Annotated in this window: 18 protein-coding genes; 14 read left to right on the top strand and 4 right to left on the bottom strand. The window is 42.0% G+C overall.

The annotated features are described in order from the left end of the window. Positions 1–215 precede the first annotated feature (215 nt). The gene (locus QZ998_RS00990) at positions 216–1,418 is read right to left on the bottom strand and encodes an ATP-binding protein (protein ID WP_296557308.1); all 1,203 of its coding nucleotides are present in this window, start codon (positions 1,416–1,418) and stop codon (positions 216–218) included. 724 nt (positions 1,419–2,142) lie between these two features. Between QZ998_RS00990 and QZ998_RS00995 the strand changes: the two genes are divergently transcribed. The 14 genes from QZ998_RS00995 to QZ998_RS01065 all read left to right on the top strand — a co-directional run bounded on the left by QZ998_RS00995 (position 2,143) and on the right by QZ998_RS01065 (position 17,596). Continuing rightward, entirely contained in the window at positions 2,143–2,310 is a 168-nt protein-coding gene (locus QZ998_RS00995; protein ID WP_296557309.1) for a hypothetical protein, read from the top strand. 29 nt (positions 2,311–2,339) lie between these two features. After that, positions 2,340–3,317 carry a WYL domain-containing transcriptional regulator gene (locus QZ998_RS01000; protein WP_296557311.1) on the top strand — a complete coding sequence of 326 codons (978 nt, stop codon included), beginning with the start codon at positions 2,340–2,342 and terminating at the stop codon, positions 3,315–3,317. A gap of 272 nt (positions 3,318–3,589) precedes the next feature. After that, the gene (locus tag QZ998_RS01005; RefSeq protein WP_296557313.1) at positions 3,590–5,083 is read left to right on the top strand and encodes a hypothetical protein; all 1,494 of its coding nucleotides are present in this window, start codon (positions 3,590–3,592) and stop codon (positions 5,081–5,083) included. A 288-nt stretch (positions 5,084–5,371) separates the two neighbouring features. Continuing rightward, the gene (locus QZ998_RS01015; protein WP_296557315.1) at positions 5,372–6,391 is read left to right on the top strand and encodes a hypothetical protein; all 1,020 of its coding nucleotides are present in this window, start codon (positions 5,372–5,374) and stop codon (positions 6,389–6,391) included. Positions 6,392–6,461: 70 nt separating this feature from the next. Further along, on the top strand, positions 6,462–7,730 hold the full coding sequence (locus tag QZ998_RS01020; protein ID WP_296557316.1) for a hypothetical protein: 1,269 nt from the start codon (positions 6,462–6,464) through the stop codon (positions 7,728–7,730). Beyond that, positions 7,672–8,286 carry a hypothetical protein gene (locus tag QZ998_RS01025; RefSeq protein ID WP_296557318.1) on the top strand — a complete coding sequence of 205 codons (615 nt, stop codon included), beginning with the start codon at positions 7,672–7,674 and terminating at the stop codon, positions 8,284–8,286. Before QZ998_RS01020 ends, QZ998_RS01025 begins: the two co-directional genes overlap by 59 nt. Before the next feature lies 1 nt (position 8,287). Further along, entirely contained in the window at positions 8,288–9,154 is an 867-nt protein-coding gene (locus tag QZ998_RS01030) for a hypothetical protein (RefSeq protein WP_296557319.1), read from the top strand. Continuing rightward, positions 9,151–9,924, top strand: a complete 774-nt coding sequence (locus QZ998_RS01035; protein WP_296557321.1) for a hypothetical protein — start codon at positions 9,151–9,153, stop codon at positions 9,922–9,924. The genes QZ998_RS01030 and QZ998_RS01035 overlap by 4 nt, the downstream gene beginning before the upstream one ends. 213 nt (positions 9,925–10,137) lie before the next feature. Next, positions 10,138–10,548, top strand: coding sequence for a hypothetical protein (locus QZ998_RS01040; RefSeq protein ID WP_296557323.1), 411 nt, complete (start codon positions 10,138–10,140; stop codon positions 10,546–10,548). Then, positions 10,514–11,386 carry a hypothetical protein gene (locus QZ998_RS01045; protein ID WP_296557325.1) on the top strand — a complete coding sequence of 291 codons (873 nt, stop codon included), beginning with the start codon at positions 10,514–10,516 and terminating at the stop codon, positions 11,384–11,386. Before QZ998_RS01040 ends, QZ998_RS01045 begins: the two co-directional genes overlap by 35 nt. Position 11,387: 1 nt before the next feature. Continuing rightward, a complete protein-coding gene (locus QZ998_RS01050; RefSeq protein WP_296557326.1) occupies positions 11,388–13,421 on the top strand; it encodes an AAA family ATPase in 2,034 nt (677 codons plus the stop codon). Beyond that, entirely contained in the window at positions 13,418–14,926 is a 1,509-nt protein-coding gene (locus tag QZ998_RS01055) for a hypothetical protein (RefSeq protein ID WP_296557327.1), read from the top strand. The genes QZ998_RS01050 and QZ998_RS01055 overlap by 4 nt, the downstream gene beginning before the upstream one ends. Before the next feature lie 425 nt (positions 14,927–15,351). Beyond that, entirely contained in the window at positions 15,352–16,494 is a 1,143-nt protein-coding gene (locus QZ998_RS01060; RefSeq protein ID WP_296557328.1) for a GTPase, read from the top strand. Beyond that, on the top strand, positions 16,487–17,596 hold the full coding sequence (locus QZ998_RS01065) for a GTPase domain-containing protein (RefSeq protein ID WP_296557330.1): 1,110 nt from the start codon (positions 16,487–16,489) through the stop codon (positions 17,594–17,596). The genes QZ998_RS01060 and QZ998_RS01065 overlap by 8 nt, the downstream gene beginning before the upstream one ends. Before the next feature lie 108 nt (positions 17,597–17,704). On the opposite strand, the gene QZ998_RS01070 is transcribed toward QZ998_RS01065, so the two are convergent. Genes QZ998_RS01070 through QZ998_RS01080 form a run of 3 tightly spaced genes read right to left on the bottom strand, consistent with a single transcriptional unit; the run spans position 17,705 to position 20,927 of the window. Further along, the gene (locus tag QZ998_RS01070; RefSeq protein ID WP_296557332.1) at positions 17,705–18,871 is read right to left on the bottom strand and encodes an ABC transporter permease; all 1,167 of its coding nucleotides are present in this window, start codon (positions 18,869–18,871) and stop codon (positions 17,705–17,707) included. Further along, the gene (locus QZ998_RS01075; protein WP_296557334.1) at positions 18,858–19,985 is read right to left on the bottom strand and encodes an ABC transporter permease; all 1,128 of its coding nucleotides are present in this window, start codon (positions 19,983–19,985) and stop codon (positions 18,858–18,860) included. Before QZ998_RS01075 ends, QZ998_RS01070 begins: the two co-directional genes overlap by 14 nt. A 9-nt stretch (positions 19,986–19,994) precedes the next feature. Further along, positions 19,995–20,927: an ABC transporter ATP-binding protein gene (locus QZ998_RS01080; protein ID WP_296557365.1), complete on the bottom strand. Its 933-nt coding sequence runs from the start codon at positions 20,925–20,927 to the stop codon at positions 19,995–19,997. Between the last annotated feature and the right edge of the window lie 174 nt (positions 20,928–21,101).

A 21,101-nucleotide genomic window follows, 5' to 3' on the forward strand; every position in this document is an offset into this window, starting at 1 on the left:
CCAGTACCGCCACCCCGAAGGTCAGCACCAGGCTGGTAAAAATCGACTGGCGATTGTCAATATTGAAGCTGGTCGCCGTGGCGATTTCGTTATTGGCTTTGACATATCAGTAGGACGGGATAAAAATGGCGGCGATCAGCATTAACTAGGTCAGCACGGTAAAACTGATGTTGCCAAGAATCATCTGGGAATTTATGCTTGCGGTATCGTCAACTTTAATCTTGAAGCAAAAATTTTATGATATTTAAATGTTGAATGCCGTTTCGGCTGCGGTCGAATTCATCCATGGTCAGTACGAACTTTGGGTAATTATCCGGGATGGCTTCTAAAGGAGAAAATTCTCTTTCAACTGTTGATTCTTCGGCTAAAATATAGGCAACCTGGTAATATATCCGTTCGTCGCCCCGATCCGCCACAAAGTCTACTTCTGTCGTTGATACCTTGCCAACTTTTATGGTATACCCTTTTCTTAAAAGCTCCATATAAACAATATTTTCCAGAACTTGCTGGACATCCTTTTCATTATTTCCATAAATGACTTCTCTAAAGCCATGGTCTGTCAAATAGATTTTTTCGGGAAACTTTAGCACCTGTTTGCCAATGATATCCTCTCTTTCGACAAGATGAGAAAAACACGCTGCTTCACAATAATTGATATAATTATAAACTGTTTCCTGAGAGAGGCTTCTTTTTTCATTCTTTAAAAATCTGATCATCGACGGTACCGAAAAGGGGTTGCCGATATTAACCATCATAAACAGCAGAATACGCATCAGTAAATCAACATTTCTAACCTTGTTTCGGGCAACAATGTCTTTTAGTACGACGGAATCATAAATATCTGATAAATACTTTTTTTGCGAAGTCTCATCAATGCCAGATTCATAGATAAAAGGCATTCCACCCATGCGGAGATAGTTGCGAAATAGATTCTGTAGGTCATTATCGTTATGCTTTTCCTTGCTAATTTCACAAACTTCCTTGAAAGAAAAAGGATAGATGTTAAATTCTACATACCGTCCACCCAGATAAGTGGAAAGTTCTCCGGAAAGCAATTTGGCATTTGAGCCGGTGATGTAAATATCAATATCAAAGTCAACGAGAAATGCATTGATTGCTTTTTCCCAGCCATCAACTTCCTGAATTTCGTCGAGAAACAGATAGGTCTTACTCATCGGGTTGATATGTTCTTTGACATAATCATAGAGCTGAACGGCCTGATTTTTTAGTAGCCATTCTCCTGATTCCAGATTGATTGAAATAATCTGATTCATTCCAACGCCTGCATTCATTAATTCCGTCTGGATAAGATCTAACATCACTGATTTTCCACATCTTCGGATTCCAGTTAAGACCTTAACGACATTCTGATCAATAAAAGGTCTGATTTGCTGTAGATAGGCTTCTCTTTTTATCATAAAAGGTACACTTCCGATCTATTTTATCTTATTATTATATCGAATAAAACCATGATTTCAAGCAAAAGTTTTCGATATATCGAAAACTTTTGCTTGAAATGATAATTATTTTCGATATATCGAAAATAATTTAATTTTTAACGATCCAAATATAGCTTTTGGGTGTGGGAAAAGCCAAGGTGAGTAGCGTATTTTCAACGACAATGTGATCTCTGACAACAACATGGTTTTAATGTATAAAAATGTGACGGTTATCAAGCACTTATAAAGATAGCTTTTCGGTTTTTAAGATGAAATTAGTGAAGAGGATGAGGCGTTTCTCGCAAAATGAATTCAAATCTTTGACATATGTCAAAGATTTTTAAATAGTGAGAAAAAGGCATAAATTTACCCAATAAATGATTTGAAAACGTTATAAAAAGGCGTATAATAAAAAAGTATGGTTTATTGTAGAATAAGAATCCGATTATCTCAGGTGATGTTTCATTGAATGAAGACCGCGATTGAAAATATCCGGGGCATTCTAGTTGATTAATTCGGTATTTAAGAAATATAGGTATTAAATAGTGGCAATCGCAGCTGGTGAGTAAACGAGACTGATTGCTGATCGAAGATTTAAGCGACGCAGATAAAAATCGATAAGTGATGCTTGCGGACAATAACTGTCCAGGCTAATTCGGTATAATCATGGTATCAAATTTATCCATGAAAAAGGGGAATGACGATGTTGTTTGAGAAAAAAGACCCGAATCAGAAAAAGAAACAGAAACAGAAACAGAAACAGAAACCACTATGTCAGATCTGCCACCAGAATCCGGCCACAACCACCATTCCCGGGCCGCTGGGGCCGGTACAGGTGTGTAAAAGCTGCAAAAAAAATGTGCGCATCTAGAGTGGCGTTTAGAAAGGGGGAACAGTAGAATGGTATCACAACATGATGAAAAGAAAACCGCCCGGATCTTGGCCATTTATGATCAGATCATCCGCGGTGAGATCGTCAATAAACAGAAATGGGCCGAAAACCTGGGTGTCAGTGATAAAACCATCCAGCGGGATCTCAAGGAAATCGAAGAGTATCTACAAACACTTTATCCCGAGAGTGAGGTTGCCTATGACCGCAAGCGACAGGGACACCGGCTGTTTCGGGAAGGTAGTATGGCTCTGTCGGATCACGATATCTTTGCAGTCGCCAAGGTGCTGCTCGATGCGCGGGCTTTCAGCCAAAAAGAAATGGAAGAAATCCTCGATCATCTACTGCGCCTGTCTTATAACCGCAAGGCCATTGAGCTGGCCATCGGCAACGAACGCCAGTTTTATCAGCCGGTCAAACACGGCCAGGACTTAATTGAACGGATCTGGTTTTTTAGCCAGAGTGTTCAAAATCAGCAGGTGCTGGATGTCCAGTATCAAAAGCAGGATGGCACCGTCAAAGCCTATAAAATTAATCCCCTGGGGCTGCTGTTCAACGAGTATTATTTTTATGTGATCGCTGAGATCAACGGTAAGGAGAACCCCGTTTCACTGGTGTTCCGGCTCGATCGTTTTCTCAATTACGCCTTTTGTGAGGGCGATCAGCGTTTTACGATTGACTACGGTAGCCGCTTTAAAGAAAGCGAATTCCGGGATCGGATTCAGTTTATGTACACTGGTACACTGACCACCATCCGCTTCCGCTTTTCTGGCCCGTCCCTGGAGGCGATCCAGGATCGGCTGCCCACCGCCAAGGTAGAGAAAACCGAAGCCGGCGTCATCACTCTGTCAGCCCGGGTCTATGGCGAAGGAGTCAAGAAATGGCTGCTCTCCCAGGGGGACTGGGTTGAGGTCATCAGCCCGCTGAGTTATCGCAAAGAGATGGTGGAGATGATTGAGCGGATGCGGGGGAAGTATGGGGAGGAATAAATAATGAATTCAGATTGTGTGAGGCATCAATGATAGTAACAATTATCTATAGTCTCTATGTGAAAAAAAGTCAAATAGCATACAACGGAAATGAAGTGGAAAATGACAGTCTGCGTAAGTATTTTAGCAATATAAAATGAAGAATGGCCTTGACGGTGCCTGTGAAAGCTCCGAAAAAGCATGCAAGTTTTAGTTATTGACTTCCAAGATCATTTGTAATTATTAAAGAAAAAATACGTGATTTCCCTGTCACTTATTAAGGAGAAAGAAGGATGGAAAATTCATCTGTTGATAAGGTTAAAAAGGAAAAAAATAATTCGAATATCGCAGATGTAGTATCTTTGGGTGCAAACTCAGAGATGCTCAATCAATATAGTGAAGCAGGCAAACAATTCAAAGTAGCTTATGACGGTATTGACCACGAAACCGGCCAAAAGTTACACCAAGGATTAAAAAGCATAGCTGGGAGTAAGGTTAATCCTGATTATACCAACCAAAATATTAATCAGCAGGCTGGTTATTCTGCTGAGGTTTTAGATACTGCAAAACAAAATGCCAAAAATATAAAAAATGGAAGTTCTGAACGAGCATCACGAACTGATGATTTAGGCAGAGTAAATGATACTAAAGCCGACCAAGTAATACTTGATGAATTTGGAAATATCAAATCAGGTTCTGAAGTCCAGATGAAATTTCTAAAAGATTCTAAGACGTTTGTAAATAAGGTAAAAGGAAAAGATTATTCAGCGCATTATTCTGATGGAAAATACAGCGTTCCCGCAGATCAGTATGATTCGATCAAGGCAGGTTTAAAAGAAGAAATAGCGAAGCTTGAAAAACAGCAATTAACACCTGAGAAACAAGAACAGCTTAACTACTTGAAAAAAGTAGAAAAAAACCTAAAAAAATCTGAAGTTTCGAAAACAGAAGCAATTCAAGCGCGCATAAATCCTGAAAATGTTACAATCAAAGAAATCGCAAGAGTATCACATGAAGCAGGTGTTAATGCGGCGAAAATTGGTGCTGGTGTCGGTGGTGGTATTTCGCTGATATCAAATACTTTTGCAGTGATTAAAGGTGAGAAGGATGTTGAAGAGGCGATAACAGATACAGCGATAGACAGTGTCAAGGCTGGCGCAACAAGTTATGCTACAGGATTTGCAAACACTGGATTAGCAAGCGTTATGAAGAATTCCTCAAAGGAAATTGTACGCTCACTTGGGAAATCAAATGCACCAGCGTATATTATACAGACGGCAATAACAACGGTTAAATCTCTTGCACGGTTATGCAATGGTGAAATTAACATGAACGAATTTTTTCAGGAAATTGGGAAAAATGGCACAATGCTTATGGTATCGGCGCAAGGTGCGATTATTGGACAGCTACTTATCCCAATACCAGTTGTTGGTGCATTAGTTGGAGGATTGGTAAGCACGCTTTTGGGAAGTGTAATATATGATTACACAATAGGAATGAAAGTATTAAGCGAGGAAATAGATGCATTTTCACTGCAACTCAACAATGAAATAATGCTGCTAAAAGAATATCAGGCACGGCTCATGAGTTTAGACATAGATAAATTCAAACGCGAGACTGATAATTTTAATGTTGTTGGAGAATATATCAGCAAAGATCACAGTGCGGAAGATTTCAATCTAATGTTAAAATCAACCTATAAGTATCTTGGAATACCTTGTCCATGGGGAGAAGGTTCATTAGATGAATTTATGCAAAATAAAAGCGCGGTATTAACCTTTGGATAAGTTTAAGTGTGATTGTTGCGGTGCTTGTTGTCGCAACATTGACAAATCGTTCTATTTTGCCGCTATGGATAAAGGTGATGGGGTTTGCAAATATTTAAATGAGGACACTAATCTTTGTAGAATTTATGAACATCGACCATTATTATGTAATGTTAACGAAGCTTACAGAATACACTTTGAAAAGTATATGAGTATAGAGAAGTATCAACAAGAGAACTATAAAGCTTGTAAATTATTAAAATCAATAACTAAGTAAAAAAAGAAAGAAAGAAAGAAAGAGGTATTACGATGGCAATTCCTATTATTCTTGGAATCGGAGCTGCAATAGCAGCGGCTGGAGGAATCGGAGCAGGTATTAATGGTGGTCTGAAAATGAAAGATGCAAATGAGACGATGGCATTAGCAAAAAAACGCCACGACAAAAATGTCGAATGTTTTGAGTCGGCAAATGTATCGACAAGCAAGGCAATGGATCAAGTCGGCAAAACCGAGCTTAAAATTCTAAATGATTTTGAAAATTTTTCAGTAACGTGGGAAAAAATTCAAAATAAACCTGAATTTCGTTCTTTTGACAATGGTAATATTAGAATTACGAAGTATTCAGCTGATGAATTGAGCAAGGTATCTGTAGGTGCCGGAGTGTTGCTTGGAGGTCTTGGCGGTGCTGCAGTTGGTACAGCAGGCGGGTTTGCAGCTGCCGGAGCAACAACCTCGGCAGTAATGGCGCTTGGCACAGCAACAACAGGAACGGCTATTTCTACGCTTTCTGGCGTTGCAGCAACAAATGCTACTCTTGCTGCAATAGGTGGCGGTGCAATTGCGGCAGGTGGAGGAGGAATGGCTCTAGGAGCAACGATTCTCGGAGCATCAACACTTGGTGTTGGATTGCTTATCGGTGGCGCAGTATTCTCTATTACAGGAAATTCTATATCAGATAAAGCTGATAAAGCGTATGACCAAATGAAAGAGGAAGAAAAAATTATTAATGAATTATGCACTTACCTTGGTGATTTAGAAGTTGTCGCAAAAAATTACCTAGCTACATTAAAAAGAGTCAATAAGCGTTATCAGGAATGGTTCGGTAATTTAAAAGCAACGATAGACTCCGGTAAAACTAACTGGAATGATTTTTTACCAGAAGAGCGTTTAAACGCTGAAAACACAGTTCTTGCTGTTGGATTGCTTTACGATATGTGTAAAGTTAAACTAGTACTTGCTTCGGAAACGGATAATGAAAAGAATTTGATAAATTATGCCGATTCAAATACAGCAATAAGTAAAGCTGTTGCTTTCTTGGAAGCGAAATAAACAGCAAATACTTTAGAGGACACAAAAGGACGGTGGTTCTGCGTAGAAAAGATGCGGATAAACTGAGCCAATGATTAAAAGCGAGGATAAGGATATGAATTCAGAAAAACTGATCAAAGACAAGCTTGCTAATTTAGCTAGGGAATATCAAACAAAAATTGATGCTGAGATCAAAGTGATTGAAGAAAAACGACAATCCCAACCTACCGGTTCCGGTTTTTTCGACAAACTTAAAGCGACCGGTAATGCGGCATTGGAGAAGGGGCAAACAGAGTTAGTTAAACGGAATTATCCAAATGTATCGATTGTTCCAGATATTCCCGATCAGTTATTGTTGAATGCAGCAAAGCAGTTTGAACAGGAGCTCGATTCAAAATTGATGATCGGCATGATCGATACCTCTTTATTGAGAAATGGCACAAAAGGCTATTTTTTTACCGGCGAAAAGATCTATGTAGTTGATAGCGATGGCAAGAAAATCATTGAAATGGTGGCAATAACAGATGCTATAATGAGTGAGATTGATTTAAACCAGGGTAAAGAAGACGCAGAGCCGAATTTCCAGCCTGCTGTACGTGTCACATTGAAAAATGATGATGAAGTAATATTAAGAACAGTGCCATTAGAGCCGGTTTTCAATATTTTAAAATCGCTTAATGCGGTATCATTAGTATTTGAAGAGTCTGATCAACGGGTTAAGCAGGAAAATTTAAGTGATTTGGGAAAAGTGTGTTTTATTAAGGTTGCTATAAATTATCTAATGGCCGATGATGGTTTGATCGATTCAGATGAATATGCATCACTGATTTCTCTGATATCAATGTTCATCTTGAATAAAGAACAACTTGATGAACTGAGGGATTATCGCTTAAATAATGCTCAAATTCAAAACACAAAATTACTTTTAATCAAGCTGATGAAAGAAGTGCCAACAGGAAGTAGAGAAGCAATTAGCTTGAATCTTTTGGATAGTCTATTATCATTGCGAAAAGAATCTGTTGAAAACTGGAAAGAAGATCAGGCCTTGAATGAGATCAAGGATTGTTTAAAGATTTCAAATGAAAAAGTCGCATTTCTGGTGAATAGTCTAAAGAATGAAATTCGGATCGAAAGAGAACGATTATCAGATGATAAGGTTGCAGAAATCGTCAGTTCTACATTGGCAACGGGTTCAGCGATTGGGATTCCCTTTGCAGCATTAGCTGCAACCGGTGCAATTACCGGTTTCGGCGGGGCTTCAGGGGGCTTATTTGCACTGGCTTTTGCATCTACTGGTAGGCATGATCGTTGGTATTACCGCGATTGGTGCCGCCAGTTTTGGTGCATACAAGGGGATTAAATATCTGACTGGGAGTAAAAGCGCTGAAAAGTATTTATACCGGCAGGCAAAATTGCAAAGTGCATTAGTTAGTCAACGTAAGTCAACAAATATGCTATTGCAAGATATTAACTGGCTGACAGAAGGATTAGAAACAATCATGGAACTGAAAGATCAGGTGATTGACAAGAATACCAATTTACAGATCCAATTTGATCAGCTAAGAGGTTTTGTTGAAAAATTGCAACGGGTATCAAGTGCCGCAAAAGTTTCGGAACAAAGGCGGGTTAATGATGAACGAGAATTATTGTTAACAAAGCTACCAGATCTTCTTGATCTTCATAAACTGGACTTGCTTTTAAAAAGATCGGTTGATTGGGAAAATGAAAGAGGATACATTTTGGTTATATATGAGGAAGTCGACGGTGAACATCTAATAAAAACAAATCTCAAGGTAGAAGATTATGAAATCCCGCTCGAAATTTTGGAAAGATTGGGGTATTTTAAGACCGCATCAGATCTGGAAAGTACAGCAAGAAAAGGTCTGGAAAAATTGAGAGAGCAAGTAGGCATGTGAGATGGTGCGTAAAAATTTAAAATTGGAAGAAATTGATGAATTGGTTGAAGTCGTGGCAGTCAACCGGGATCTTTTACAAAATGCGAGTATTCACTTAGATCGAAATCAGGATCTCTTACTAAACTCCAAAAGTCAGATGGAAAAAACGCTCCAAGATGATAAGTTTAGTGAAAACCAGGCATTTTTGGATTCGCTTGGTAGTCTGGAAAATTGCCTGTCAATGAACAATGATCAAATCGACGCATCATTAGATCTAATGAGTGGTATTGAAAACTCATATATTTATCAATCAGACAATAGTGGTAGCATGTGTAAACCGCTTGAAAAACTGGAAATCATGGATCAAAGCGACAATTGGTTTAAGGTATTAAATCAATCAAGAGCCTATGCACAGAGAAACAACATAGACTTAAGCAATCCCTATGATCAGCTCTTCTCAAATTATGATAATGTTCACATCAGACATGAGTTAATTGAAAAAATGGAAATATCCCTTCTGGATGGCACTGATTACGCGATCGCAGCCGGGGCGGGAATAATTGCCGGGATTGTGGATGCGGTTTTTGTTGGCACCATCGGTACGAGTGGCAATGTTTCGCCATTGCAGGGGTGGACCGATAAACAGTATGCCAATATTGTGAACGGGTTTGCAACAAACTACCGCACTTCTGATCAGATCAATAAGCTGGATCTCAATAAAATGGGAGCCAAAGAGTATAACGAAGCCAAAGAGCGAATCCTAAAAAGTGCCAAGGGAAGGATCATAAAAGTAATATTAAGTATTTGGAAGACCGATTCAGAGTTCTTTATGACACAACCGGTGGGAATAATTCGAAATTGGCAAATGGGTCAAAGATCAACGGCATGAACACAGGCAATCACCATATCCTTTCGCTAAGCCATGATCCTGGGCCATTAGGACTTGTTTTTTCAATCATCGATCAATTGACGGGTAAAGCAACTTTTATTGATGTTGATGGAAATATCATCAGAACAGTAACAGAGAACATTAATAAAATAAACGGTCAGGAAGTTAAAGGCATTATTGATGCAGCACACAATTGGTTTGGTCATTGTCTGTCTGATATTTCAGGTTCAACCTCAACTAAAATTGGCAATCGGGGCTCTGGCTTGCCAGCGCCATTTTATTCACTGTTTCAGAAATGCCAATTTGGTTCAATTCCCATTGATTCGAAAAATACCAGCGGGACGATTGCCCAGCTTACAGAAAAAATGTTCAAAGAAGGTTACGATGTCAGGGCATTTTCGGCCCAGCTTATTCCTGTCATTATATATGAAGCGATTATCCGGATGTTCTGGTTTTTTAAGCAGCATTTTTATTATGGCAAAAGAATCAGTGAAAGCATGCCGTTTGGTGGGAATAAGGATTTACAACGGATGCTCTTTGTTGCGGCGGCGTCTTTTTCAGCTATTGATGTTGGACATGCGACAATTAAAGCAGGAGGTGCGGAGCCAATTACTTTTTTTATGACGTTAAATTATCCAGGACTATTAAACTTTGGTTTTAAAGCATTTCAAAATCTGAGGAATGAAGTTGCTCAATTGAAAAAATTGGATGAATTTGATGCTGATATTCAAGCTGAGTGGGATCGCTTGATTGTTATGGGGAATATCTGAGTTGAGCCGCTAAAGAATTTCAGATGGGGACTTAGAAGTATTGACGATGCAGGTGACTGTAATCTCTGACAGCAGTGTGACGAGTCGATTTTGTATTAGTCAGTCTTTTGGGTATGAATTTAGAATCTTGTCATGCAAGAAACGATTTGCAAGTCAATTTACTGTAAAAAATGCGGATAACTAATTTTGATGCAGACCATAAAGGACAGTACGATGAATACGATTAAAAAAATAAACGAAAAAATTGAAAATGTTGAAACGAATGCTGACATTGAAGAAGCGTATATAAAATCTTTGTTTTATTGGGACATAAAAAATCAAGAGCCTTCATGTGTGAAAGGTAATGTTGCACATGAAATTGTGTCTTACTTTTATTCAGATGAAACTGATGAAAAAATCAATTGGATGACAATCGAGAAGAACGAACCAATCTATATTGAAGAATTAGGAATTCTAATTCCTGATCTTCCTAAGTTTGATCCTAAAAAATATTATAGCTTTATGATTCAAGATAACTTGATAATCCCAGTTAGGGTAAAGAATAAGAAGCTCAGAGGTTTTAACAGAAAAGAAACACAGGAGGAAATGTATGGCAAAAACAATCAAATTCAATCTGATTCTTGATGGACACCCAGTCAGAAACCTGGAAGGTCTCCAGGCGCATTTTTCAATTGAAGATATGCTGATGTATTACAAAAACGGTTTGCTGTTGCGTTGGCTCGATGTCCGGGAGTATCGGTCCCAGCATGATGCGGTCAAAATAATACAGAAGACAACTGATCAGGAAATTATCAGTGAATTAATTAAGATTTTTGAACTGGAAATGGAAGAAAGCTCAATCGAGAAGGCGATTGCAATATATGCTCATCAGGAAGAAACAAGATGGTTAAATGAAGAATACCAGAAAAATGCTTTTCAGAAGAATCAGATCATACTGGATTATCATAGTGGTTACGATGCCCTGATCGAACATATGATCGAAAACATGGAGAATATGGCTTTACTAAAAGCGGATGTGCTTATTCTCGAACAGGAGTACTTGGGGTTATTTATTCTGGATCACGTCGCATTGTTTGAAAAACTTAAAAATTATGCGCCCAATGCAGTTTTTGCCGTATTAACCCGCAATGCTTTTCGACCTTACTGGATTGGTGAAAGAGCTGATGATAAGATTTTTTTGTCGATTAAGAATGATTTGCTGCCGATTGACACAGTAAAAGGAGTAATCGGTGATGATTTAAAAATTATCAAACGTAATACCCAGGCCATGTGGGATCCGATTGAGCGACCAGAGGTTGAGGTAATGGTTTTGAGAATCGAAAATAATACCTTTATAAAAAATGCCGGCGAGTTTTCTGAAAAACTTGGTGCGTCTGACGTCAATAATCAATTTTTAAAACTGAAGGGTCTTGAGTATCAGTGTAATGATGAAAAATTAGAACTTTTGTATATGGAGGTATAGCATGAAAAACAGTGCAAGAGATTTGCTGGCCTCTTATGTTGATGCCCTTTATCCGATTATTTATATCGATCATTTTGATTTCAAGGTTATTGATGAGATTATTGCTGATATCAGTCAAAGCCGAAAAGTGATTGAGTTTAATAATGGCCTGGGAATCATTGACTTTAAAACAAAAGCGATCAGTAACGAATGTGACTTGTTTCAATTCTTAAAGCTGGTCATGGATGATGGCTATGACGATTCCATGTACATTGTTTTAAAGGATATCCATCAGCAGCTTGATAACCCAGAGATTATTTCGCTGTTAAAATACATCGCTGAGCGAAATCTTTATAATGATGATTATCATGCAACTATTTTCATTGTTTCAAGTAAGTTGGTTATTCCGGAAGAATTGGAAGATCTAATTACGGTCTTTGATATGCCAGTTCCTACCGTTAAGGAAATAAGCGAAATCATGACAGTCTTTAAAAATGATTTGTGCATTGATATGTCAGAAGATGTGCTCAATGAAATCGCATTTTCCTTTAAGGGGTTAAATGAGTTTCAGATCAAGCAGATTCTTAATCTGGCCTATCAGGATGGTGGTTGCATTGATTCAGATGATAAGCAACTGATATTAAGACAGAAAGAGCAGTTGATAAAAAAAGCTGGCTTGTTGGAAATGATCATCATTGACGAGACGATTGAGGACATTGGCGGTCTAGAAAACCTCAAGGAATGGCTATACCGAAAAGAGCTGATCTTCAGCCAACTCGACAAAGCGGTCAAATGTGGGGTCGATGTTCCCAAAGGGATTATGATTGTCGGGATGCCGGGATGTGGCAAGAGTCTGGCAGCAAAAGCGTCGGCCAAGCTCTTTGATATTCCGCTGGTGCGACTGGATGTCGGTAGGCTGATGGGTAAGTACATTGGTGAGTCGGAAGAAAATATGCGTAAAGCATTAAGACTTTCGGAGGCGATCAGTCCCTGCGTGCTTTGGATCGATGAGATTGAGAAAGCTTTCTCGGGAGTTGGAGGCACTGGCGGCGGCAGCGACGTTACGACGCGATTGTTTGGGCAATTTCTGACCTGGATGCAGGAAAAAGAAAATACGGTATTTATTGTTGCCACGGCCAATGATATTTCCAAGATCCCTCCAGAATTTTTGCGAAAAGGTCGATTTGACGAATTGTTTTATGTTACTTTCCCCAATGATGAAGAACGGCGAAAGATTATTGAAATTCATCTGAAGAAACGAAATAAATGGAATCGGGATCTGGATATTATTACAATTGTTAAAGTAACCGATGGCTACAATGGCGCTGATCTGGAAGCGATTGTCAAGGATGCCATTGAAAGTTGTTTTATCGATGGCCGGGATCTGCTGACAACCGATGACTTGAAGACAGCCCAACAAAATATCAAATCGATTTCAAGTACACTGCAGCAACGGATAAAAGAAATTCAGGAATCGGTTAAGGAAATAGACTTGAAACCGGCAAGCCGGAATGATGGCAGTCGGGCAGTGCGGCCAAGCAGAAAAATACGGAATATAGATGGGGAACGAGATAAACATACTGAAAAGATTGACAATGAAAGTAATAGAGCAAAGAATTTTGAGAAATTGAAAAAAGGGAATGCCGGGACGACTAAAGAGACAAAAAATAATTTTGAGGATTTAGAAACGATTCGAAAAAAGCTAAAAAGAATAATAACAAGATCGGAGTGGAGAACGAAATTAAATGATGAGAATTCATATTGCGATGACGATATTATATACGAAGAGATTGTTCATATTGAAACTGAGAGATTGTTGATTGGTGATAGAATTTCACATTTAGAAAAAGTAAAGAAGGTTTTAGGGGAAGCAGAGTTTGCTGCGGATTTCGAAAATATTGAAGAAATCCGGGGAATAGGAAGTCAAATTGATGAACTGTTAGGACGACAGAAAAGGCTAGAAAACAAGATAAAAATTGATAAAAAAGAATACTTGAAGAATAATTCGACAAATATTATTAGTTCTCGGAGCTTTTTTAAAGGGTTAAGCAAATGAATAAAGAAAAAACAGAATACGAATATGATTTTTCTGAACGGTTGATTTCAGAAGATGAGGCGAGTGCGGTTTTGGCTATTCAGAAAGAATTTCTGGAAAGCTATATAACATCAAAAGATGAAATGGAAGACAAGGAGTGGTTGCCACTGGAAATGGCGAAACAGCTACCGGAAAGACCGAGAGAACGAATCAATGAAATGAGTAGGGAAATTATTGATTCGTTGATCGTTACAGAAAATAAAAACAAAGCTCTGAAGCAGGCTGTTAGTAACGGTAGAAGCAAAGAGAGTTGGTTGGCAGCGTCATTGAAAGAATCGACATCGTCGATGTCAGCTCAGGAAAGTGCAAAATACCTGCAGCAATTGGATGATGCTGTAAAAAAGGCTAACGAAGCGATGTATGATACAATTACAACAAAGGTTGGGCAGCCAAATTTGATCATGAATCTGGATGGTTTTATTGCAGAACAGCATCATGCCAACAGCTTTAATCTGAAAGCCCAGTCAACGGGTAGCGATTTATATGCTGAAGCACTCAAGCCAAAGCCAGGTGAAATCTATAAGAAAAATTCTGTCGATATTGTGATAAAAGACAGTAGTGGAAACATTGTCAGCCGTTATCAGGCGAAATACGGAGCAAATGCTGAAGCGACAATTGCATTAATTAAGAAAGGCGACTATCGTGGTCAGCAGTTGCTTGTTCCGGAAGAACAGGTGGAAGCGGTGCAAAAAGCCTTTCCGGATCGGAAGGTTTCCGCAACGATTGGGGAAGGTGCAGTCAAAAGCAAACCACTAACAAAAGATGAGGCCAAAGAGCTTCAGGATAAGGCGCAAAGTAAGAACTGGTTGGATGCTGACTGGAATGATTACGTAGCTAAAGATATTGCTATGGGAATTGGCAAACAAGCCGGATATGCCTGTTTGCAGGGGGCGGCTGTTGGTGCCGGAATGAATATTGCCACCAAGGTATGGAAGGGCGAACCCATTGAAGGCGAAGAAGTACTGGAAACGGCAATCAAGTCTGGCGCCGACTTCGGGGTTAAAACGGTAACCGCCGGAGCCTTGAAAGTTGCTGCCGAGAAGGAACTGATCAGGGTGATACCGAAAGGCACACCGGCTTCAACACTGACGAATATCGCTTTTGTAGCGGTTGAGAATGTTAAAACAACAGCAAAAATTGCTTCCGGTGAATTGACCGTTCGGGAAGGTCTTGATGAAATGCAGCAAACAACAATTTCTTGTGTAGCTGGAATTGCGGCGTCAGCAAAAGGGGCTGCTATTGGGGCTGCCATCGGAACCGTTTTGGGGCCGGTTGGTACAGCTGTCGGCGGATTCGTTGGAGGAACCCTTGGTTATATGGCAGGTTCCGGTGTTAGCAAGGCTGTGGTAAAAGGAGTGCAGAAAATTCGTGACACTGCCAAATCTTATGTTAAATCGGCAGTGGAATCTGTTAAATCGACTGTCTCCAATCTTGTTTCAGGTTTGATGGGCATACTTGGTTTTTGATAAAACCGAGATAATTTATTTAATAACGTTCAAAGCATTGATTACAAAAGCGCCTACTAAGCAGGTGCGATAAATAAGCTGTAATAATTCCTGTAAAGCAACCCTGAAACTGAAAAAACGATTAAATATGCTCCATCAACTAAAACCGCTTCGGCGGTTTTTTATTTCCCGAAATCCTCAAAATCATTTCAAATCTCCGATACCCTCCCAATTACTGTCCACCCACCTATCATATAATAATCTCAAGCCAGCGGTGGGTGATACTACTGATCATTGGCGCCATTGTGCTGCTAGCGTCCCTGATTTTTGGCGGCAACAGTGATGACGCAGCGGCATCAGACGAGAACGAAGCAGCCGCTCAAGCATCAGTGAAATAAGTCGGCTGGCGATAATAAGAAAATGCGAACAGCAAGGGAGGAAATCAAATGGGAGTCGAATTTAAGGCGGATGCCTTTGATTATGAAGCGGAGTATGAAAAAATCAAGAACCAGGTGGTCAAGCCCAATATACTATTGTGCGGTGCCACCGGAGTGGGGAAAAGCTCCTTGGTCAATGATATCTTTGGTGAGAACCTGGCTGCCGTCGGGGCCGGAGAACCAGTGACTCGGGGTACCCATCGCTATGAGGGCGAAACCGTCACCATTTATGACAGTGAAGGCTATGAGATCGGTAGCGATCGGCAGGCCCACTACCGGGAGGAAATCATCGGCTGGATCGACCGCCAACGCCGGGAAGACCCGGAGGCGGTGGAAGACCAGATTCATCAGGTCTGGTACTGCATCAGTGCCGCCAACAAGCGGATCACCGATACGGATTTTATGCTGATCCGGGAGATCCAGGACAAAAAGGTGCCGGTGGCCTTGGTATTTACCCAGGTGGATGGGGTTGAAGCAGGGGAACTTGAAGCGCTGCAGCGTACCGCCCGGGAAGAACTTTCAGCCATTGCCCTCTTTACCTATGCGGTCACGGCGGATGAGCAGGTTCAGGTCTTGCTCAAACCCTATATCCAGAAGGCGGCGCTGATCGATTGGGCGATTGCGGTATTACCGGAATATCTCCGGGAGGGCCTGATTATTGCCTTAAGGGGGTGCATTGAGAAGAAACGCGATCATGTCACCCAGCGTGTGATTCCCAAATATACCGTGGCAGCGGCCGGAGTGGGGGCATCACCGATTCCTTTTTCGGATGCCATGGTACTGATGCCCATTCAGATGGCCATGACCCTGCACATATTCAATGTTTATGGGCTGTCCAAACTCAAGGGAACAGCGGCTTCACTGCTGGAAACGCAGATTTTGGCGCAGGTGGGAAAAGTAATGGCCGGTACCTTGGTTGGTAATCTAACCAAGCTGATCCCGGGTTTTGGTACGGCGGCGGGAATGATTATCAATGCCGGGGTAGCCTCATCCATTACGCTGACACTGGGACTGACGGTTTCCAATCTTTGTTTTAATTATTCCCAGGCGGTACTGGCGGGGATTTCGGTGGATGAGGATGAATTTTTCGGGACGGATGCCTTTAATAATATTTTTGATGTTGCCATGAGGAGGGTAAAAAACAATGGATAAGAAGCTGAAAACAAATGTTTTGATGATTGGAAAATCGGGTGTTGGCAAAAGCAGCCTGTTAAACTATATCTTCGGGCTGGAGCTGGAAAAGACCGGAACCGGCCGGCCGGTGACCGCAGAAGGGCTTTACCAGCATGCCTACGACTGCGGAGCGGCTTTTACCATCAACCTCTATGACACCTGGGGGCTAGAAGCCAATCAGGCGGAGCGCTGGAAAGATCTGATTATGACGGAGGTCAAACGTCATGACTGCGACCATATCGCCGAGTGGTTTCACACCATTATCTATGTTTTTTCGGCCAAGTCAGCCCGGATCGAAGGCTTTGAAAAAGCCATTATCCGGGAGCTGATCGATCAGGGCAACCGGGTGATGACGGTGTTATCACATTGCGATCTGCCCAATGTGGATGGAGCCATCCATGAGATGGAAGCCATTCTGCAGGAACTGGGTATTGAGCGGCGCAATATTGTCCGAGCCTGTTCAGTCTCGAAAAAACTGCTGGGCGGGATTGTGACCGAGCCTTTTGGGCTAGAGGATGTCATCCACAATATTCGGGAAAATCTGTGGCAATCGATCTGTCTCAAGGTGCCGGGGAATGTCCTGGCTCATGCACAGTTGCTGCTGGAAAAGTGGCGCAACGACGTGTATGACTATATTGAGGAAACGGTGACGGTTTTTAATGCCTCATCCCAGACCACCGTGAATCGGATCAATGATTATGCTGGCCGCTCGGTTGAGGCGGTTTATGAGGCGATTGGCCAATATGGCGAGGAGAAAATGGCTGAGGCCATCACCTATTATTGCCAGCTGGCCAATCAGCTGAGTGCCCTGGCTGGGGAGCGTACCGGCAAGCCGGAATGGGGTCGGTTCACTGATTTTGATTTTTCCCGGGATCGGGTTGATGTGGTCTGTGAATTGCTGGCCAATGTGGTGGTCGGCCTGATTCCTTTTGCCGTTTTTTTCCTGCCTTCCATCAACCGGGATAATCGGGTCCAGGAGTTTAAAGATGGCATTGATGCCAGTTACAAGCGGATTCTTGAAACCCTGAGCCATGAGGCTCAAAAGCTGGGGGTTCAGTTGCTGCTGATGCAGGCCGCCTGAGGCACTCTGCCACCAACCCAAACCCATAAATAAAAACAGGCCCAAGACAACCCCATCCTTGTCCCGAACCTGTTTTTTATTTTACCCAAGATAATCTAGGCTACTAATCTAGGCTTCCACCCGTCGTTGCTTAATCAGCACCAGGGTTACCGCCAGTACCGCTACCCCGAAGGCCAGCACCAGCACCATGCTGGTAAAAATCGACTGGAGATTATCGGCATTGAAACTGACCGTGTTGGCGATTTCGTTATTGGCTTTGACATACCAGTAGGTGGGGGTAAAGCTGGCAATGGTCAGGACATTGCTGCCCAGTAATTCCTGGGGGACAAAGACCCCGCCGATAAAGCTGCTGCCGAGAGTGAAAACATTGGCCACTGCCGACATCGCTTCGCGGCTCTTAACCAGATTGGCGATCAGATAGCTGATTGACAGGGCTGCCAGCGTAAAAACAAAGGAGTTTAACAGCAGTAACAGGCCATGGGTGGTAAACATGTAGCTGCCATATAAGAAAAAGCTGGCCGAGATCAGCAGCAACCAGGTCAGGGTGGCAAAGCTGAGATTACCGAGAATCAACTGGAAATTCATATTGGCAGAGCGGATTGGGGCACAGAGGTTGCGGCGTTTGAGATCGGTGTTGTTAAAAACCAGCATGACCATCGAGACCCCTAGAATTAGAATGGCAAACAGCGAATAAGAAATATAATTAAAATAGTAGCCAGATTTTTGTGCCCGAGCAGACAGGGAGCCGTTGCTGATCATTGTCACCGTCGTTTCTTTGGCCAGATCCTTTTCTAAATAGTCAACCAGCTCTCCCTGAGACAGACCAGGCAGATAGGTGGCGTAGGCTTGGGCGGTGTTTAAATATTTATTAATGAGCAGATCCATATAAATGTTGCTGCTGGAATCAGGCACGGTGGTTTTTTCCACCTGAGTCGCCTGGCCACTGAGCATGGCTTGGGTAAAGCCGGCTGGCACCCGCAGGATGTAGCTGACTTCGCGGAAGAATAGGGCATCCTGGAGTTTCTGGGATTCGTCGGGAAGATCGACCAGGTTGGCATTTTCACCCAGATAGGTTTGAAGACCTTTCACCAGTTGCGAATCACCATCTTCATTAATAAAGGCGATATTAATCTTAGTCTTGGTAAAGTCGGTATCCTGAGGCGGATTATAGGTGGTGTTGAGCAACAGCGCCAGCACCATAAAGACGACCAGATAGATCAGGATCTGGGATCGGTTATGCTGGATGATGCGAAAAAAAGCTTTATAAACTTGCATAGGTCTGTCTCCTTAAAACAAAATAGGTAGTCGCGCTAAATAACAGGGTGAAGCCGCACAGCAGCAGGATGTTAATAAAAAACTGGGTTGGGGTATTGTAGTAGTATAGCGCATAAAAGCTGTTGGTAATCAGGTTGGCGGGGTTGAGGTAGCCGAGAATCGGCATCTTGGTAGCGACCAGATATTTAATATCAGCGCTCATCATCCCAGCCAAAAAGCACATTGTCATGGTCGAACCAATCAGGATACCGGTAATAATGCCCTCGCTTTTTTTAACGATCGCAGCGATAAAGGTACCAAAGGTTACACCGGTGAGACTGCCGATTACACAGGCCAAGGCGATATAGCCAAGCTGGTCACCGAAACTGATCCCCAGGACGCCGACGATAAAGGCCAGTAGAAGTAGTAGTTCGGCCAGCTGAATGGTGGTAGCCGCGAGCATCGATGACAGGAAGACCGTCAGCTTATTGGTGGGCGCAGTATTGATTCGGGCACCGACATCAGAAAGATTGGCCTGAATCGCGATAACTTCATTCACTCCCAAAAAGCCGCCATATAAACAGGTCATTGCGATCAGCGTATAGAAGAAATGGACAGTCGTATCGGGGCTGGACTTACTGGCAGAGACAGCGCTAAGGTAGTCAGTCCGACTGTAAACACCAGCGATCGTGCCACTTTCTAGCGCTGCCGGATTCTCGCTGATGACGGTCATAAGGGTCGCCGAAGATTGCAGAAAGTCATCCAGAAAACCGCGGATAATGGTCTGATTCAGGCCAGAGCGGTTGACCATCAGCTTAAGCTCGGGGTCGAAGATGATATAGCCATCAATCTGATTCTCTTTAAGTAGTGCATCGGCTTCTTCAAGGGTCGTCTGACTGACGACAAAAAGATCATCCATCTTGCTAAGGGCATCTGAAAAAGCCGGGTTGGCAGTCAGTGCATCATTTTGAACCAGTGCCACATTGACCTTGATAAACTTCTCGGTACTGTAAATATTGGAAAAGGCCAGATTAAACAGGATCGCCAGTAAAATCGGAAACATCAGGGTCCAAAACATCAATTCGCGATTGCGTAAGATGCACTTGAGACGATAAGCATAATTAAATAAAAACATTATGACCTCCTAATCTCTTAGCTCTTTGCCAGTGATTTCCAAAAAGACGTCGTTTAAGGTGGGTGGCTCGGAGTAGACTTTGCCAATTGCAATTTGTTGTGCTTTAAGTTGATCCAGGATCACAATCAGATTATTTTTACCGCGGCTGGATGTCACCACCAGCTGATTGTCGGTTAATTCGGCTGAGATAATATCGGGGATCGCTTTGATCGCTTCAAGATCGAGATCCTCGGCGTTGAGCAGTTCGAGGTTGATATGCTCGCCTGATTTGATCATCCTTTTGAGTTCTTCATTGGTGCCCATGGCAATGATCTTACCCTTATCCATGATCGCGATGCGGCTGGCAATCTGTTCAACCTCTTCCATGTAATGCGAGGTATAGATGATCGTGGCGCCCTGTTGATTGAGTTTCTGGATACCTTCTAGAATACTGTTGCGGCTTTGCGGATCGACTGCGACAGTCGGTTCATCGAGAATGATCAGCTTGGGTTTGTGAGCAATCCCGCAGGCAATGTTGAGCCGCCTGAGCAGCCCGCCGCTAAGTTTTTTAGGCAAGAATTTGGTAAAATCATTGAGGCCGACAAAATCAATGGCCTCAGCGACCAGTTTTTTGCGGGTCTGCTTATCAGAAATGTAAAGACCACAGAAATAATCGATGTTTTCATAAACCGTCAGTTCATTAAAGACCGCGACGTTTTGCATCACCACGCCGATATTGCGTTTGATCGCATAGGCATCCGGAGCCATCGGCTGATCGTAAATTTCAATGCTGCCCTTATCATATTTAAGTAGCGACAAGATGCAGTTGATAGCGGTGGTTTTACCCGAACCGTTAGGACCGAGTAGCCCCAGAACTTCGCCTTCTTGTACTTCCAGATTAAAGTGATCCAGAGCGATTAGATCGCCGTAGCGCTTGACCAGATTTTTAACATTAATAACCATCATTTTCTCTCCTTGTATGTGTGCGCTTAACCCAAACATGAGGGAAACAGCGTTTTATTTGTTGTTGGTTTTATTTTACCGCGGCGGAACTTATTTTGCTAGTGATAGAGCTCCTGATTAGGTATGACAAATGTCACCATTTATGTTAAAGTAGTGATAAATATCCGGTCGCTG

It is taken from the genome of uncultured Acetobacterium sp., assembly GCF_927416815.1.
In the GTDB taxonomy this organism is placed as follows: Bacteria; Bacillota; Clostridia; order Eubacteriales; family Eubacteriaceae; genus Acetobacterium.

Excerpts from the sequence above, each read along its gene's own strand:
- QZ998_RS00995 (WP_296557309.1), top strand. The coding sequence starts at position 2,143 with ATGTTGTTTGAGAAAAAAGACCCGAATCAGAAAAAGAAACAGAAACAG.
- QZ998_RS01000 (WP_296557311.1), top strand. The coding sequence starts at position 2,340 with ATGGTATCACAACATGATGAAAAGAAAACCGCCCGGATCTTGGCCATT.
- QZ998_RS01065 (WP_296557330.1), top strand. The coding sequence starts at position 16,487 with ATGGATAAGAAGCTGAAAACAAATGTTTTGATGATTGGAAAATCGGGT.
- QZ998_RS01045 (WP_296557325.1), top strand. The coding sequence starts at position 10,514 with ATGGCAAAAACAATCAAATTCAATCTGATTCTTGATGGACACCCAGTC.
- QZ998_RS01080 (WP_296557365.1), bottom strand. The coding sequence starts at position 20,927 with ATGGTTATTAATGTTAAAAATCTGGTCAAGCGCTACGGCGATCTAATC.
- QZ998_RS01060 (WP_296557328.1), top strand. The coding sequence starts at position 15,352 with ATGGGAGTCGAATTTAAGGCGGATGCCTTTGATTATGAAGCGGAGTAT.
- QZ998_RS01050 (WP_296557326.1), top strand. The coding sequence starts at position 11,388 with ATGAAAAACAGTGCAAGAGATTTGCTGGCCTCTTATGTTGATGCCCTT.
- QZ998_RS01035 (WP_296557321.1), top strand. The coding sequence starts at position 9,151 with ATGAACACAGGCAATCACCATATCCTTTCGCTAAGCCATGATCCTGGG.
- QZ998_RS01030 (WP_296557319.1), top strand. The coding sequence starts at position 8,288 with ATGGTGCGTAAAAATTTAAAATTGGAAGAAATTGATGAATTGGTTGAA.
- QZ998_RS01020 (WP_296557316.1), top strand. The coding sequence starts at position 6,462 with ATGATTAAAAGCGAGGATAAGGATATGAATTCAGAAAAACTGATCAAA.
- QZ998_RS01005 (WP_296557313.1), top strand. The coding sequence starts at position 3,590 with ATGGAAAATTCATCTGTTGATAAGGTTAAAAAGGAAAAAAATAATTCG.
- QZ998_RS01040 (WP_296557323.1), top strand. The coding sequence starts at position 10,138 with ATGAATACGATTAAAAAAATAAACGAAAAAATTGAAAATGTTGAAACG.
- QZ998_RS00990 (WP_296557308.1), bottom strand. The coding sequence starts at position 1,418 with ATGATAAAAAGAGAAGCCTATCTACAGCAAATCAGACCTTTTATTGAT.
- QZ998_RS01075 (WP_296557334.1), bottom strand. The coding sequence starts at position 19,985 with ATGTTTTTATTTAATTATGCTTATCGTCTCAAGTGCATCTTACGCAAT.
- QZ998_RS01025 (WP_296557318.1), top strand. The coding sequence starts at position 7,672 with ATGATCGTTGGTATTACCGCGATTGGTGCCGCCAGTTTTGGTGCATAC.
- QZ998_RS01055 (WP_296557327.1), top strand. The coding sequence starts at position 13,418 with ATGAATAAAGAAAAAACAGAATACGAATATGATTTTTCTGAACGGTTG.
- QZ998_RS01015 (WP_296557315.1), top strand. The coding sequence starts at position 5,372 with ATGGCAATTCCTATTATTCTTGGAATCGGAGCTGCAATAGCAGCGGCT.
- QZ998_RS01070 (WP_296557332.1), bottom strand. The coding sequence starts at position 18,871 with ATGCAAGTTTATAAAGCTTTTTTTCGCATCATCCAGCATAACCGATCC.